Origin of the sequence: Reinekea thalattae, assembly GCF_008041945.1 — a bacterium.
Taxonomy (GTDB): domain Bacteria; phylum Pseudomonadota; class Gammaproteobacteria; order Pseudomonadales; family Natronospirillaceae; genus Reinekea; species Reinekea thalattae.
Genome location: NZ_VKAD01000001.1, coordinates 1,861,172 through 1,875,277, shown reverse-complemented (window position 1 = coordinate 1,875,277; position 14,106 = coordinate 1,861,172). Strand labels below are relative to the sequence as shown.

Here is a 14,106-nt window from a genome sequence, read left to right as displayed (position 1 = left end):
GCTCCTATGATGAATTTAATTTAAACCGCTTGAATAGCTGTGCCAGCAATGAAATGTGGCATAACTTCCCCAAGGCGATACGGCATCGGCAGTGATTGCTGGTAACGACGACAACACCTTTTTAACGATAAGGTCGGTAGCCAAAAAACAGTCGGGTTCTGATAGACCACGCAAGCGCGCATAGTTGACTGTCCAAGGGCCAATCCCTTTCAGCGTTAGCCAATCCTTGGGTGATTGATCACCGTGCTCGGCAATAAAGTGAGCAAAGCGAGCTAACGTTTCGCGCCGCGCCGCTGGCATTTTTAATACCGATAAGTCGGCATTGATCAATTCTTCCGGTGTAGGAAAATACCAGTCAGCATCGCGATGTTGATTTAGTGAAGCGACCAACCGGTTCAGTTGGGTAATGGCCGCTTTTACCGAGACTTGCTGACCAAGAATGGCACGCACTCCTGCTTCCCAAGCTGACCAAACGCCGGGGATGCGAATGCCTTCAGTCAGGTATGGTGCTAACGGGGTTTGTTTTAAATCAGACTCAATACGTTGTGTGTCGGCGTCTAAATCGAACAGCCGCCTAACTTGGCTGATCAACGGCCGCAGCTGTACCAGATCGCTTAGTTCAAAACGCACCTGCAAAACATTGTCTTTTTGTTTTGGCTGGTAGCTGGCTTCAAACCAGCCGTGCGAGTCAGCTACGCGAACCGAGCGGCGATAGCTATGTTCAGTAACCTGTTCGATACCGTCGACAGCGCGTAAGCGATAAAAATCCAGCAACTGCTGCCAGTTGAACGGCGTTTTTAACGTCAGGTTTAGTTGCTGTTCTGTGCTGGCTTGGTTCTGCTGATTGCCTCTTAATTGGCTCGGCGTTAGTTTAATCTGTTGCTTAAACGCATCATTAAAACGACGCACAGAACCAAACCCAGATGCGTAGGCAATTTCTGCTATGGCTAAATTACTGTTGTGTAATAGTTGCTTGGCGAATAGCAGCTGATGACAGGTAGCAAAGGCTTTCGGTGAAAGTCCAACATGCTGCTGAAACAGATTGCGTAAATGGCGTTCACCCATGCCGAGTCGCTCGGCAAGCCCGGGGATCGATTGCTCATTCAACGCGCCACTTTCAATCAACTGCATGGCTCGCTTAACGCTGGTTTGGGTGCCAAGCCAAGCGGAAGAACCCGGAGCGCTGTCGGGTCGGCAGCGCAGGCAGGGACGATAGCCCGCATGTAATGCGCCTGCGGCTGTTGCAAAGTATTCGACATTTTCTTCTTTCGGTGCGCGGGCTGGGCAAATTGGTCGGCAGAAAATTCCGGTGCTTTTTACAGCGGTAAAGAAGGCACCGTCGAAGCGGCTGTCTTTCGCCAGTCGGGCTTGGTGGCATTGTTCATTAGAAAGTGCAGGCTTCATGGTGTGTCAGCAAAAGGGTGTTCATGCAGTGTACCCAATTTATCGCACAACATTAGCCATTTTCGGCACTCAATGTTATTGCCTAGCTCGATAAAAGCCGTTGATTGTAAACAAATGTGATTAAGCCCGGTAAAAGCGCTAGGGGGAACGGAAACTTATGGCTTAGAATGAATCTAATTCAATGCTAGCAGGGAGCTGGGTATTAAAACGTTAACACCAACAGAGCATGATTTATGGCTCATTCCACTGGGCGGGACCGGTGAAATTGGCATGAACATGAACCTTTACGGCCACAACGGCCAGTGGCTTCTGGTTGATTGTGGCATGACCTTTAACGAGCCACTGAGCCCAGAAGACAGCAAATTACATGAGTTGGTAACCGCCAATCCAGAATTTATCGTAGAACGCAACGATCAACTTGCTGGCCTAGTTATTACCCATGCACACGAAGACCATATCGGCGCGGTTGCAGCGCTGTGGCCAAAACTCCAATGCCCCGTTTACGGCTCTAAATTTACCCTTGAAGTGTTGCGCAACAAGTTGCGTGGCAAGCTCGAAGGCAAGGTGCCCTTGCAGGAAATTGAATCGAATAAGCCGGTCAGCATTGGTAATTTTCAGGTTGAATGGCTGCCGGTAACTCATTCGGTACCAGAGTCTCATGCCATTTTATTACGCACCGACGCAGGCACGGTATTACATACGGCCGATTGGAAAATAGATCCTGACCCAGTCATTGGTGCGCCCTTTAATGCCGACCAATTTAAAGAGCTGGGCAATGAAAACATCAGCGCCATGGTGTGTGATTCGACCAATTCGACGCGACCAGGTCATTCAGAGTCCGAAGGGGATTGCTACGAAGGTTTGCTGAAATACGTCGAGCAAGCCAAGGGTAAGGTGGTGGTGAGCTGCTTTGGTAGCAACATTGCTCGGCTGATTACCTTGGGGCGTATTGCCAATCGAACTGGCCGATATATGGCGGTTATGGGGCGCTCGATGCACACCATGGTACGTTCAGCCAAACGTGCCGGTATTTGGCCAAAAGATGTCAAACTCACCGAAACCAACCATCTGGCTTATTTGCCGCCAGAAGAAGTGCTTGCTGTCGCCACCGGTAGCCAAGGCGAGCCTCGAACGGCCTTGAACCGATTGGCGAACGATCGCTTTTATGATTTTGATATCAAAGAAGGCGATACCGTGATCTTTAGTTCGATGGTGATTCCGGGTAACGAGTTGGCGGTGCAGCGTATGGTCGACCAACTGAAACGCAAAAAAATTGAGGTGATTGAAGCCGCCGAAGTCGACGAGCTTATTCATGCGTCGGGTCATCCCTGTGCAGATGAAGTGGCCGAGCTTTATCGTTGGGTGAAGCCAGCATTGGCCGTACCAGTGCATGGTGAGCGTGAGCATCTGTTAGCCAATGCATCGATTGCTCGGCGCAGTGGCGTGCCGCGTCAGCTGACGGGCAAAAATGGCGATCTGTTTGTGTTGAACGACCCAGCTGTACGTATTAATCAGGTGAAAACAGGCCGTATTGCGATCACTCAGGACTGATGACTGATTTTTGAGTCTTGATTGCTTTGGGCTCTGATGGTTTAGAGCTTTGCCGTTTACATCGCTAGTGATCGTGATCGCTTTCGAGCGCTTCCATAATTGAGCAATGGATGGCGCTTTCTGCACCACCGCAACAGGCGGTAGAGAGTCTAGTGAGCGCCCGCACCATCTGCTGCAATTCTTTTATCTGATTTTGTACCTGTTCAATCTTATGGTCGGCCAACGCTTTAGCGTCGGCACATTGATGATGTGGCAAGTCGGCACGAATAGATAAAAACTCAGCCACCTCTTCCAAACTAAAACCTATCTCACGTGCGCGTTTAATAAAACGAGCGGTCGATAAGTCTTCAGAAGAATAAAGTCGGTAGTTGCCTTCACTGCGTTGTGAAGCTTTGAGTAAACCGGATTTTTCATAATAACGCAGTGTGTGAGTCGATAATCCAGATTGTTTTGCCAGCTCGCCAATTTTCATGAGCATCAACTCCTAACAGGGTGGTGGGTATTTTAGGCTAGCAACATTTCCCATTGCGCGGGAGATTGGCTATCAAATTTGAAGTCACTTTTACTTAAGCCGTTTTTGCCAATGAGTGATGCCACCAAGTGCCGGTGGAATCGGCTGCTGTCTTCATCGGCGATAAAATCTTCCGGCGAAAGCCAAGCAGCGAGTTCGATTTCATGCGTATCGATGACGTTAATCTCGGTGGTATTGGCCGTTAAAGAACAGACAAAATATTGGTTCGATTTATTGAACTGATGTGGGTGTTTAGAGACAACCCCAACCACACTGTGAAACTGTGCCTCGATACCTGTTTCTTCAAACACTTCACGCTTAACAGCCGCTTCAATGTTCTCGCCTAAATCGACATAGCCTCCAGGTATTTTAAAGCCCTTGCCATTCATCATGCGGTCGCGTACCAGTAGCACACGGCCGTCTTGGTGTTGAACAACGCCGCCAACGCCGAGCGTATGTGTCGGTGCAAAGGGAGCAAGACTATTAGCTTTGAGTCGCCGAATGAGGGTGATTTTATCTTCTTGGCAAAGATGAAAAACAAAACCAGCGTCAGTTAAAATTGGTACGGCGTAAGCGTGCTGGATAGGTAGCGTAAACCAAATAAGGTCGATAGATTGCTGCGATAGTTGCTGTATCAGCTGGTCAATCGCGGAGGCGTCGATGGTTTCATCCGTAATGCTAATTTCTGCACCGTTAAAGGGATTGTAACGGATGTTAAAGCGAGGCATGTTTTTTTCCGAGTTTGTAGTTAACCACTAACGTTTTTGGTTAAGCACTAAAGTTTGTAGTTAAGTACTAAAAGATAGTTCCAGCTTAACCTATTTAGCTCACTGACTTCATCTATAAGTTGGTTATCTTGCACAGATAATGTTATTCCATGGACAATTGAAACTTTTTCTGTAGGTCTAAGAATCGCAACTAATGAAAACTCGCTGTGTTGATAATAGGATTCAGAAAGCTGTGTTGAGCTATCCAGATGATGGGATTCGAGGTCAGTATTGTTTCTAACCAATCTTGCCTTCGCAATGAGGAATCGCCCTTTATCCTTATTTATGTAAACTGGAGCACCAATAGATAGAAAATGACCGAACTGTCCAGCTCGATCACCAACACCATGCAATTGACTGTATTCAAATAAGCTGGCGTTTAATTTGAAGCCGGTAGCATAGCCGTCGCTATAGTCTGCTGAGGCTTCAGCGCCATAGGTCCAAGGGCCTTGCCCACCTCTAATAGACGCATAGGATGCAGGAAAGCCAACTTTGATATCGACTTTTTGCGCATCATCTTCTTGAGGTTCGTTTTGCCAGCCAATACCGGTGATACCAGCAGACCATTGCTGCCAGTCGTATTGCACGTTGGGAATAATCAAAAAGTCTTTGTTATTGCTATGAATGGCCGGAGGGAAGAACAGCCGATTTTCTGCGTCGGCTTCATAGTTATCGCTGCTGACCGATACAAAACCAACAGTCCAGCCATCTTCTGCAAACACTAAATAGGGCCAAATCAGTACGGGTAGCAATAACTGACGAATTTTAATCATAACAAGCAATACCTTTGGCGACTGGCGTCTAAATACAGTTTATTCCATAGCAGTATAGAATCTAGAAGCGACAATTTTGTGGCTGATATAGTGTTGCCATTGTTCGGGGTCTTTTTTATGGCTTATAGACCAAGTACGTAACGCATGGCGCCATGGTTCATCGAACTGCGTTAAAAATAGTGTTTTGGCCTCGTGCGCATTGTGGCCTTCGCCAAGAAACAGCCCGTAAAACAGAATGGCTTCTTGCGTCAGCCAGTGCTGGCTAATTTGGTGTTGTAAATCTAGCTCACCTGTTGCCTGAATGAGAGGTGTCTCTTGCTGTTCGAGCCAGTGCTGCAAAGCAAAATAGAGTAATGCTTCTTTATCAGGAAAGTGATTATAAATTGTCGGTTTAGAAACCTTAGATGCTTTGACCACCTTATCGATCGAGGTGGCTTTAAAACCGTCATTTAAAAACAGAGGTAAAGCAGTTTCGGCAATTTGAATTTTTTTAGAAATTTGGGCCATTGGCTATTGAATCTCGTGCGCTATTGCTTCAAACTTTACTAAACCGTTTAGTTAAAGTCACGTTAAAACTTACGGTCAAAAAGTTAACTGCCTAAAGGGAAAACACGATGATACGCAGCGATCAAGGTTATTTTGGTGAGTTTGGCGGCCGTTATGTGCCGGAGATTCTACTGCCCGCGTTACAAGAACTGGAAACCATGTTTAATCAACTGCGCGACGATCCTTCCTTTTGGCAAGAATATCTCTCCTTATGCCAAGAATTCAGTGGTCGGCCGACGCCATTAACGCCGCTGCGTCGTCTTTCTAAAGAGCTGGGTGGCGCACAAATTTGGCTTAAGCGTGAAGACCTTAACCATTCTGGCGCGCACAAGGTTAACAACGTATTAGGTCAGGGCCTGTTGGTTCAACGTATGGGCAAAAAGCGTGTTATTGCTGAAACTGGCGCGGGTCAGCACGGTTTAGCAACGGCCATTATGGCGGCACGATTAGGTTTGCAGGCAACTATCTATATGGGTGCAGACGATATCGAGCGTCAATATTCGAATGTTTTTTGGATGCGTCAATTGGGTGCCGAGGTGGTTGGTGTTGAAACCGGCGCGCGGACGCTTAAAGAAGCCTTAGACGAAGCATTACGCGATTGGGCTGCCACGGTTGAAACCACCCACTATGTATTGGGTACCGCCTGTGGTCCTGCGCCCTTCCCGGAATTAGTCACCTACTTCCAAAGCGTTATTTCACAAGAAATGAAGCAGCAGGCACTGGAAAAAATCGGTCGTTTACCCGATGAAGTCGTCGCCTGTGTTGGCGGTGGTTCTAACGCAATGGGCGCCTTTGCTAACTTTTTAGAAGACGATGCGGTTAAGTTAATTGGTGTTGAAGCCGGTGGTCGTAGCTTCTTACCGGGCGAGCATTCGGTACGTTTGCTACCTGATACTGGCGAAGACGGCATTGCCCAAGGCTATAAAACACTTTTCTTACAGGACGATGATGGTCAGTTAGGTGATACTCATTCGATTGCTGCTGGTCTTGATTACGTCGGCGTATCGCCAATTTTATCGCACCTGTCGCAAACCGGACGTGTTATTGCCGACAGCGCAAACGACCAAGAAGTGGTTGATGCGTTTAAGCTGCTGATGAAAACCGAAGGTATTATTCCAGCATTGGAGTCGTCACACGCCCTAGCAGGTGGCTTTAAACGAGCCAAGCAGATGAGCCCAGACCAACACATGGTGATTAACCTGAGTGGTCGAGGTGATAAAGATATTTTCAACATTGCACATGCCTTCCCGCAGCCTGAGTGGACTGAATTTTTACAGCGAGAAGCCGCACGTGCACAAGAGTTAGAGAACGCAAGCAAGGGAGAAAAATCATGATTCCGCAGCAGCACCAAAAATTACAGGTTATGTCGCACGCCGTGGTTGGCTTTCCGAGCTTGGATGAAAACGAAAAAGCCATTGCAGGCTTGGTTGAAGCAGGCGTTAATCTAATCGAATTGCAGGTACCCTTTAGTGACCCCGTTGCCGATGGTCATACGCTGGTGAATGCCTGTTACGATGCACTCAAAATGGGTGGCTCGGTGAAAGCGACATTAGAATTAGCAGCAAAGGTGACTAAAGCGCATCCGCAAGCTAGCTTTATTTTAATGAGCTATCTTAATCCGCTGTATCGATACGGTTTGGAAAAATTATTTGAAGATGCCGCCGCTGCTGGCATTAAAGCCATGATTATTCCTGATATGCCCGTTGAGCAAATTGAGCCTTGGTTGCCGAAACTTGATGCCTTAGGCATTGCGCCGATTTTAATGGTGACTCCTAATATCAGCGATGAGCGTGTGGCAAAAATAGCCGCTAATGCGCGTGGTTTTATTTACGTTGTTTCTCGTATGGGTGTCACCGGTAAGCAAACGCAATGGGGTGAAGAGTTTGAGAATTACGTTGCCCGTATTCGTACACACACCGACTTACCACTAGCGATTGGTTTTGGCGTACGTGCGGCAGAAGATTTAAAAGCCTTAACTGGTACCGCAGAAATCGCTGCGTTTTGTTCAAAATACATTGAATGGCAACGCGATCAGGGCAGTGATAAGGCCGCAGAAAAAATGCACCAGTTGTTGCAAGATTCTGGTCTAGCAGGCTAAGCGGTAACGCGTAGTTATCCTTGTGCCACTTTTGCTGCTTGAGTAAGAGTGGCCAGTTCTTCTGTTGAAAATAACTCCGGCATTTGTTCTGCCATGTGCACCATACTCGCAATGAGTTGTTGGCGTGAGCCACCGTTTTCCAGTACGTAATCCCCTTGCACTGAAGCTTCAAAGTCAGCCAATAACGCCTTTGCGCTAGCCAGGCTGATGCCGCTTTTTCGTTGCTCTATCCGCTGCATAATTTGTTCATCGGGGCAATTTACTTGCACTAAATATAGTTGCGGCAGTTTCGATTTAAGGTAATCACGGTGCTTTTGTTTGTAAGCGCCTTGGGTGACGATGAGGCGATGATGTTGGCTGTTAAGCTGCTGGATTTTTTCGCCAACATTATAAAAAAACTGATCACGCATCGCATTGGTAAAGGGTTGCTGGTTTGCTAATGCGGTTTGCATTTCTGGAGTGATGTCTTGGTCGGCATGGTAAAGCTGCCAACCGAGTAATTCGGCGAGAAGGTCTCCGGCAAAGGATTTACCCGAGCCGGATTTACCGTAAAAAAATAAGCAGGCGTTCACGATAGTTTAAGACGATTCTCTATTGCGAATTTTTTCGACCATGTCTTTATTTAAGGTGTTGTCTTGCATTGGCAGGCGCACATGCAGCGCAGCTTTAGAAAGCATGTGAGCGGTTATCGGCGCACTCAAAACAATAAATAAGGTGATCAACAATTCTTTAATATTAATGCCGCTTTCTTGGCTAGAAAAATAAACCAATGAGGCAATGAGTACCGCGCCGATGCCTAATGTTGAGGCTTTTGTCGGTGCGTGTAGACGGGTGAAAAAGTCCGGTAATCGAACCAAACCAATTGAGCCAATAAATAAAAACAGACCGCCAATGAGCAGTAATACGGCGGTTATAATTTCGTTAATAGTCATCTCATCTCCTAATCAATGAGTACGTGGTTATTCGATGATGTCGCCACGTAGAACAAATTTACAAATCGCCGAAGTACTGACAAAGCCAAGCATCGCGATAAGCAACGCGCCTTCGTAGTAGAGCGTGGTATCAAGAAAAATACCGAGCAAAATAATCAAGGCAATGGCGTTGATGTACATAGTGTCTAGCGCTATTACTCGGTCTAGCATGTTAGGGCCTTTCATAAAGCGCCACATGTTAAGTAACAAAGAAATACCGATCAGGCTGCTGACAAAAATACCAACTATATTTAGCATCCAAAAATCTCCTTCAGCGGTTTTTCGTAACGCTGTTTAATCTCGTTAATGAGTGCCTGTTCATCGCTGACGTTAAGTGCATGAACATAAAGTATGGAAAAATCTTCCGAAACTTCAGTACTGACAGTGCCGGGTGTTAGCGAAACGGTACTGGCTAGCAGCGTAATTGGAATAGGCTCGCGCATATCCAATGGCACGGCAACAAAGCCCGGCTTTAGTTTTTTAATCGGCCCTAAGACTTGTTTGGCGACAATAAAATTAGAGCTAACGATGTCCCAAAAAAGTATTAAAACGTATTTAGGGATCGATAACGGCTTGTGTAGGCGAATGGTGTTACTACGAATATCCCGTACCAACCAAACGATCGACGCTGATAAAAACAGCGCCAATAAAATGTTGCCAATGGTTAAGGAATTGGTAAGCAGAATCCACACAACAAAAAGCAGCGTAAAGGTAAAAAACCGAATTTTAGGCTTACGTTGATTAGTGGTGTCCATCGTGAGAAACCTTTTCTGAGTTATGGATAACATCCTGAACTTGATACATGCTGTTATGAATATCGCCAGCGGCTTGTTCGGTATACAGCGTCACCGGATGCGCAAAAATGGTTAGTATTGGTGTGGCGAGCAATAGCAGACTGATAGCAATGACCTGTGCCGGTTTTGCCTTTTTACTGTCGTCTGCTTTGGCACCGGAGACATGCCAAAACAGCATGGTGCCTGCACGCGAAAAAGCGATTAGAGCAACCAGACTGCCTAATAGAATGACACTCCAAACCCAAAGCTGTTGGTTGGCTGCAATGACCGACTTTAAGATTAATGCTTTACCGACAAAGCCAGACAGCGGCGGTAAACCAACAGCGGCAATGGCAGCAATAAAGAAGAAGCTACCAATTAAGCCCGGCTGCGCCAGTGATCGAGCTATCACAAAACGATCTTGTGCGCCGCCGCGCTGTATGCGGATTAGGTCAGCAATTAAGAACAGTGCGCCGCCAACTAGAGTGGAATGGATTAGGTAGTACAGCCCTGCACTCAAGCCTTTGCCATCGTTGATAACAAAGCTGAGTAACAGCGTACCGACTGAAACAATGATTACATTCGCAATCATTAGGCGCAGTGACGGTGCCGCTAAAACTCCGATGGAGCCGATGATAATAGTGGCAATACCAAGAGGCCAAATCCACGGCGTAGCAATGTTTGCAAGAGCGCCAGCATCGTTACCAAAGATACCACCGAAGACTCGGAAAATAGAGTACAGGCCAACCTTGGTCATAATCGCAAACAGCGCAGCAATTGGAGCGGCTGCGGCCGAATAGGTTTTAGGCAACCAAAAGTGCAATGGCAGCATGGCCGATTTAAGACCGAAGACAACTAACAGTAATAAGCCACCCGCTTTAGCGATGGCCTGCTGTTGTGGCGATAGCAAGGCCACTTTTTCGGCCATGTCAGCCATGTTGAGCGTGCCGAGCGTGCCGTAAAGTGTGCCTAATGCGATAAGGAAAAAAGCGGAGCCTAATAGGTTCAGCGCAATGTAATGTACCGCAGCACCGGTTTTTTCTTTACCGCCACCGTGCACCAACAGCGCATAGGAGGCGATTAATAAAATTTCAAAAAATACAAACAGGTTGAAGATATCACCGGTTAAGAAAGCACCGTTTATACCCATAAGCTGGAACATAAACAGCGGATAAAAGAAGCGGCCAGTGGTTTGCTCTTCTGCGGTGCCGTACAAGCAGGCGCAAAACGCCAGCAAGGTGGTGAGTGTAATCATGATCGCCGAAAGGTGATCGAGCAGCAGCATAATACCAAAAGGCGGCTGCCAGCCACCGAGCACATAAAGCGTGGTTTCGTACTGAGCGCTGACCACTATTTGCCAGCACACGTAAGCCATAGCAGCAAAGCTTAGGTAAGCGAGCCAACGCTGATATTTTATGCTGCTCGCCGGTGTTGGGAACAACATTAATATGCCAGCAAGCGCCGGTATTAAAATCGGTAAGATGGGCAGGTGGTTCATGATCGGCTATCGCCTCCACGTTTTACTTCTGGTAGGTCTGGTGGGTTGCCATCGAGATGATCATTACCCAAGTCGGCGCGTGCGCGCATGGCTAAAATTACAATAAAGGCGGTCATCGCAAAGCCAATAACAATGGCGGTTAACACCAAGGCTTGCGGCAATGGATCGGTAATTAGCTCACCTGTTTTTAAAATCGGTGCAGCGTTGATCATTAGGCCGCCACTGGCGAATAAAAATAGATTCACCGCATAAGAAAGTAACGTTAAGCCAAGCACAAAGCTAAAGGTGGTTGCGCGAAGCGTTAGGTAAACGCCACAGCTGGTTAATGTGCCAATGCAAAATGCGAACAGCAGTTCCATTATTTATGCTCCTTCGGTCGTAAACGATCAACCGTTGTTAAGCCGCCTAAGTTAGCGAGAATCATCATAGAAGAACCAATCACGGTCAGGTACACGCCTAAATCAAAGCCCATGGCGCTGGCAATTTCGAGTTTGCCAACCAGTGGGAAGTCGATGTAATCGTGCCAGCTTTTCAAGAAAGGTTGCTGCCAAATAAAACCACCAACACCGGTGATAAAGGCAATCAATAAACCGCTACTTATTAGCGTTAAGTAATTCAGCTTAATGCGTGGTACTAACCAGTCGTTACCGTGCGCAATGTACTGCTGAATAATGGCAATAGAAGTAATCAGGCCTGCAATAAAGCCGCCGCCAGGTAAGTTGTGGCCGCGTAAGAAAATATAACAGGAAATCAATAACGCCAGCGGTAACAGCGCTTGTGAAATTACCTCGAACATAAAGGGATGTTTGTCTTTTGCCCAAGGAATACCTTCTGGGTTGGCAGAAGGTAAAAATATGCGCATGCGAGCAATCAGTTTATAAATACCCAGTGCTGCAATGGCCAATACTGTGATTTCACCGAAGGTATCAAAGCCACGGAAGTCGACCAAGATCACGTTGACGATGTTAGTACCGCCGCCTAAGGCTTTGGCGTTCTCGGTATAAAAGCTTGAAATAGTGTCGAGCGGACGAGTCAGCATGGCGTAGGTGAGTGTGCCAACCACACCGCCAATTAATACCGCGACGGATAGGTCGCGCACCATCAAGCTTGGCGGAGCATAGTTGCGCGAGCGCTGTGGTAAAAAGTACAGCGCTAACAGCAATAGAACGATGGTGACAACCTCGACCGAAAGCTGAGTCAGTGCTAAGTCTGGCGCTGAAAATAAAACAAAGGCGAGCGATACGATCATGCCAACAACCGATAACAACAACAGCGATAGCAGCCGTAAATAATGCCAAATCACCGTTGCGATTGAAGCGATACACAGCAACACAGCACCAGCGACCATCACGGTATCTACCGGCAATTGTGGTCGTGCACCAGCGGTTGAGTTTAACTGCATCAGCGGTGGCAATGAGACGACTAAGGCAAAAAATAGCAGCCAGAATACAGAGCGTTGAGTGGCACCGTTATCAAAGCGCTGCATAAACCAACGAGCGGCATTGCGTACTTTTTTAATGCCGTTATCGAACACAATGCTTTCGTTGCGTTCGGTAAAGTTGGCCTGTACTCGGAACAATAATTGGCGATTCATATAGAGTGCGACACCGCCCACTAAAGCGATTGCACTCATCATTAGCGGCAGATTAAAGCCATGCCAAATGTGTAGGTGATAGTACGGCAGCTTGTCGCCGAGCACCGAGGCGGAGGCGGCTTTCAGTAAATCGCCGACAACAGCGGCAGGGAAGATACCAATGATAAGACACAGCGCGGCTAAAATTTCGACCGGCACACGCATGTAACGAGGTGGTTCATGCGGCTTTTTAGGTAAGTCGGAGGCGTCGCCATTAAAGAAAACATCGTGAATAAAGCGCAATGAATAGGCCACTGAGAAGGCTGCGCCAATGGTGGCAAAAACAGGAATCATCCACGAGATCGAGCCGAGCGTGCTTTGGTTCAGTGTTTCAGCAAAGAACATCTCTTTCGATAAGAAACCGTTAAATAACGGAATACCGGCCATCGCCGAAGAGGCGATCATTGCCAGCGCTGCGGTTTGCGGCATGTACTTCCACAGGCCGCTGAGTTTGCGCATATCACGAGTGCCCGTTTCATGGTCGATAATACCGGCCGCCATAAATAACGATGCTTTAAAGGTCGCATGGTTAATGATGTGGAAAATGGCCGCGACCGCGCCCAGCTTGGTACCTAAGCCGAGCAATAAAGTAATTAAACCCAAATGGCTGACCGTTGAGTAGGCCAGTAAACCCTTAAGGTCGTGTTTAAACAGTGCCATGTAAGCACCGATCAACAACGTTAGTAAACCGGTAATGCTGACAATGAGGAACCAGGCTTCGGTACCGGCTAAAACAGGGAACATCCGCGCCATTAAAAAGATGCCCGCCTTGACCATGGTTGCTGAGTGCAAGTAAGCGCTGACAGGTGTTGGTGCAGCCATGGCGTGTGGCAACCAAAAGAAAAACGGGAACTGGGCCGATTTGGTAAAAGCACCAATAAGCACCAAGATTAAAATCACTAAGTATTGATCAGAACCTTGGATCAATTCGCGGCTGGCAAGGATGACATCTAAGTCAAACGAGCCAACTAGTTGACCAATCAACATTAAGCCACCTAATAACGCCAAGCCGCCAGCGCCGGTAATGGTCAATGCCATACGTGCGCCTTTGCGAGCATCGGAGCGGTGGCCCCAAAAACTGATCAACAAAAAGGAAGTTAGGCTGGTGAGTTCCCAGAAGAACCACATTTGCAATACGTTATTAGAAAGCACAATGCCAAGCATGGCGGTCATAAATAACATTAGGTAGGCGTAAAAACGGCCAAAGGCTTCGTGTTCAGATAAATAGTAGCGAGCGTACAGCATCACCAACAGGCCGATCGCCAGAATCAGTAACGAGAATAAATAGGCTAAACCATCAAGACGGAACGAAAGCTCTAAGCCCAGAGCAGGAATCCAGTCCATTGCAAAACGGATCGATTCCTGGGCAAAAACTTGCTCGGTGTAAGATAAAATAATGGCAAGCGCTGCGGCAGGAAATAAAGCACTGATGGCAAGGCGGAGGCTTCGGTTTAAAGCCAGTGTCGACGGTGCTGCTAAACTACCTAGAGCAGTTAGCAGAGGGACCCAAAAAAGCGCCATGAGGTGTAATACTCCTATGTTAACGTTGTTGGTGTTCGTTGCTCATTCTATTTGGCGAAC

The 14,106-nt window shown here is 47.3% G+C and carries 15 protein-coding genes; 3 read left to right on the top strand and 12 right to left on the bottom strand.

Annotation, left to right across the window (positions count from 1 at the left end; translation table 11 throughout):
* Window positions 1–15: 15 nt before the first annotated feature.
* Window positions 16–1,404: an AlkA N-terminal domain-containing protein gene (locus FME95_RS08505; RefSeq protein WP_147713959.1), complete on the bottom strand. Its 1,389-nt coding sequence runs from the start codon at window positions 1,402–1,404 to the stop codon at window positions 16–18.
* Between the two features lie 270 nt (window positions 1,405–1,674).
* Between FME95_RS08505 and FME95_RS08500 the strand changes: the two genes are divergently transcribed.
* Window positions 1,675–2,955, top strand: a complete 1,281-nt coding sequence (locus tag FME95_RS08500) for a ribonuclease J (protein ID WP_147713958.1) — start codon at window positions 1,675–1,677, stop codon at window positions 2,953–2,955.
* Window positions 2,956–3,019: 64 nt separating this feature from the next.
* Here FME95_RS08500 and zntR read toward each other — a convergent pair whose 3' ends face one another.
* From zntR to FME95_RS08480, 4 genes are read right to left on the bottom strand one after another with little or no spacing between them, the layout of a single operon-like run.
* On the bottom strand, window positions 3,020–3,427 hold the full coding sequence (gene zntR, locus FME95_RS08495; RefSeq protein ID WP_147713957.1) for a Zn(2+)-responsive transcriptional regulator: 408 nt from the start codon (window positions 3,425–3,427) through the stop codon (window positions 3,020–3,022).
* Between the two features lie 32 nt (window positions 3,428–3,459).
* Entirely contained in the window at window positions 3,460–4,194 is a 735-nt protein-coding gene (locus FME95_RS08490) for an NUDIX hydrolase (RefSeq protein ID WP_147713956.1), read from the bottom strand.
* 47 nt (window positions 4,195–4,241) lie between these two features.
* Window positions 4,242–5,006 (bottom strand): hypothetical protein, encoded by a 765-nt coding sequence (locus FME95_RS08485; RefSeq protein ID WP_147713955.1) that lies wholly within the window; start codon window positions 5,004–5,006, stop codon window positions 4,242–4,244.
* Between the two features lie 39 nt (window positions 5,007–5,045).
* On the bottom strand, window positions 5,046–5,513 hold the full coding sequence (locus FME95_RS08480; RefSeq protein WP_147713954.1) for a TetR/AcrR family transcriptional regulator: 468 nt from the start codon (window positions 5,511–5,513) through the stop codon (window positions 5,046–5,048).
* A 107-nt stretch (window positions 5,514–5,620) separates the two neighbouring features.
* Between FME95_RS08480 and trpB the strand changes: the two genes are divergently transcribed.
* Together trpB and trpA are read left to right on the top strand one after the other, a co-directional pair.
* A complete protein-coding gene (gene trpB / locus FME95_RS08475) occupies window positions 5,621–6,886 on the top strand; it encodes a tryptophan synthase subunit beta (RefSeq protein WP_147713953.1) in 1,266 nt (421 codons plus the stop codon).
* On the top strand, window positions 6,883–7,650 hold the full coding sequence (gene trpA / locus FME95_RS08470) for a tryptophan synthase subunit alpha (RefSeq protein WP_147713952.1): 768 nt from the start codon (window positions 6,883–6,885) through the stop codon (window positions 7,648–7,650). Before trpB ends, trpA begins: the two co-directional genes overlap by 4 nt.
* 14 nt (window positions 7,651–7,664) lie before the next feature.
* Here the strand turns inward: trpA and FME95_RS08465 are convergent, their stop codons facing one another.
* From FME95_RS08465 to FME95_RS08435, 7 genes are read right to left on the bottom strand one after another with little or no spacing between them, the layout of a single operon-like run.
* Complete coding sequence (locus tag FME95_RS08465; protein ID WP_187265480.1) at window positions 7,665–8,222, bottom strand: AAA family ATPase; 558 nt, start codon at window positions 8,220–8,222, stop codon at window positions 7,665–7,667.
* Between the two features lie 6 nt (window positions 8,223–8,228).
* Window positions 8,229–8,582, bottom strand: coding sequence for a Na+/H+ antiporter subunit G (locus FME95_RS08460; RefSeq protein ID WP_147713950.1), 354 nt, complete (start codon window positions 8,580–8,582; stop codon window positions 8,229–8,231).
* 27 nt (window positions 8,583–8,609) lie between these two features.
* The gene (locus FME95_RS08455) at window positions 8,610–8,879 is read right to left on the bottom strand and encodes a K+/H+ antiporter subunit F (protein ID WP_147713949.1); all 270 of its coding nucleotides are present in this window, start codon (window positions 8,877–8,879) and stop codon (window positions 8,610–8,612) included.
* Window positions 8,873–9,376, bottom strand: a complete 504-nt coding sequence (locus FME95_RS08450) for a Na+/H+ antiporter subunit E (RefSeq protein WP_147713948.1) — start codon at window positions 9,374–9,376, stop codon at window positions 8,873–8,875. Before FME95_RS08450 ends, FME95_RS08455 begins: the two co-directional genes overlap by 7 nt.
* Window positions 9,363–10,892: a monovalent cation/H+ antiporter subunit D gene (locus FME95_RS08445; RefSeq protein ID WP_147713947.1), complete on the bottom strand. Its 1,530-nt coding sequence runs from the start codon at window positions 10,890–10,892 to the stop codon at window positions 9,363–9,365. The genes FME95_RS08450 and FME95_RS08445 overlap by 14 nt, the downstream gene beginning before the upstream one ends.
* Window positions 10,889–11,251, bottom strand: a complete 363-nt coding sequence (locus tag FME95_RS08440; protein WP_147713946.1) for a Na+/H+ antiporter subunit C — start codon at window positions 11,249–11,251, stop codon at window positions 10,889–10,891. The genes FME95_RS08445 and FME95_RS08440 overlap by 4 nt, the downstream gene beginning before the upstream one ends.
* Entirely contained in the window at window positions 11,251–14,046 is a 2,796-nt protein-coding gene (locus FME95_RS08435; RefSeq protein WP_147713945.1) for a monovalent cation/H+ antiporter subunit A, read from the bottom strand. The genes FME95_RS08440 and FME95_RS08435 overlap by 1 nt, the downstream gene beginning before the upstream one ends.
* Window positions 14,047–14,106 lie beyond the last annotated feature (60 nt).

Excerpts from the sequence above, each read along its gene's own strand:
- FME95_RS08455 (WP_147713949.1), bottom strand. The coding sequence starts at position 8,879 with ATGCTAAATATAGTTGGTATTTTTGTCAGCAGCCTGATCGGTATTTCT.
- FME95_RS08460 (WP_147713950.1), bottom strand. The coding sequence starts at position 8,582 with ATGACTATTAACGAAATTATAACCGCCGTATTACTGCTCATTGGCGGT.
- FME95_RS08445 (WP_147713947.1), bottom strand. The coding sequence starts at position 10,892 with ATGAACCACCTGCCCATCTTACCGATTTTAATACCGGCGCTTGCTGGC.
- FME95_RS08500 (WP_147713958.1), top strand. The coding sequence starts at position 1,675 with ATGAACATGAACCTTTACGGCCACAACGGCCAGTGGCTTCTGGTTGAT.
- trpA (WP_147713952.1), top strand. The coding sequence starts at position 6,883 with ATGATTCCGCAGCAGCACCAAAAATTACAGGTTATGTCGCACGCCGTG.
- FME95_RS08440 (WP_147713946.1), bottom strand. The coding sequence starts at position 11,251 with ATGGAACTGCTGTTCGCATTTTGCATTGGCACATTAACCAGCTGTGGC.
- zntR (WP_147713957.1), bottom strand. The coding sequence starts at position 3,427 with ATGAAAATTGGCGAGCTGGCAAAACAATCTGGATTATCGACTCACACA.
- FME95_RS08490 (WP_147713956.1), bottom strand. The coding sequence starts at position 4,194 with ATGCCTCGCTTTAACATCCGTTACAATCCCTTTAACGGTGCAGAAATT.
- trpB (WP_147713953.1), top strand. The coding sequence starts at position 5,621 with ATGATACGCAGCGATCAAGGTTATTTTGGTGAGTTTGGCGGCCGTTAT.
- FME95_RS08505 (WP_147713959.1), bottom strand. The coding sequence starts at position 1,404 with ATGAAGCCTGCACTTTCTAATGAACAATGCCACCAAGCCCGACTGGCG.
- FME95_RS08480 (WP_147713954.1), bottom strand. The coding sequence starts at position 5,513 with ATGGCCCAAATTTCTAAAAAAATTCAAATTGCCGAAACTGCTTTACCT.
- FME95_RS08450 (WP_147713948.1), bottom strand. The coding sequence starts at position 9,376 with ATGGACACCACTAATCAACGTAAGCCTAAAATTCGGTTTTTTACCTTT.
- FME95_RS08485 (WP_147713955.1), bottom strand. The coding sequence starts at position 5,006 with ATGATTAAAATTCGTCAGTTATTGCTACCCGTACTGATTTGGCCCTAT.
- FME95_RS08435 (WP_147713945.1), bottom strand. The coding sequence starts at position 14,046 with ATGGCGCTTTTTTGGGTCCCTCTGCTAACTGCTCTAGGTAGTTTAGCA.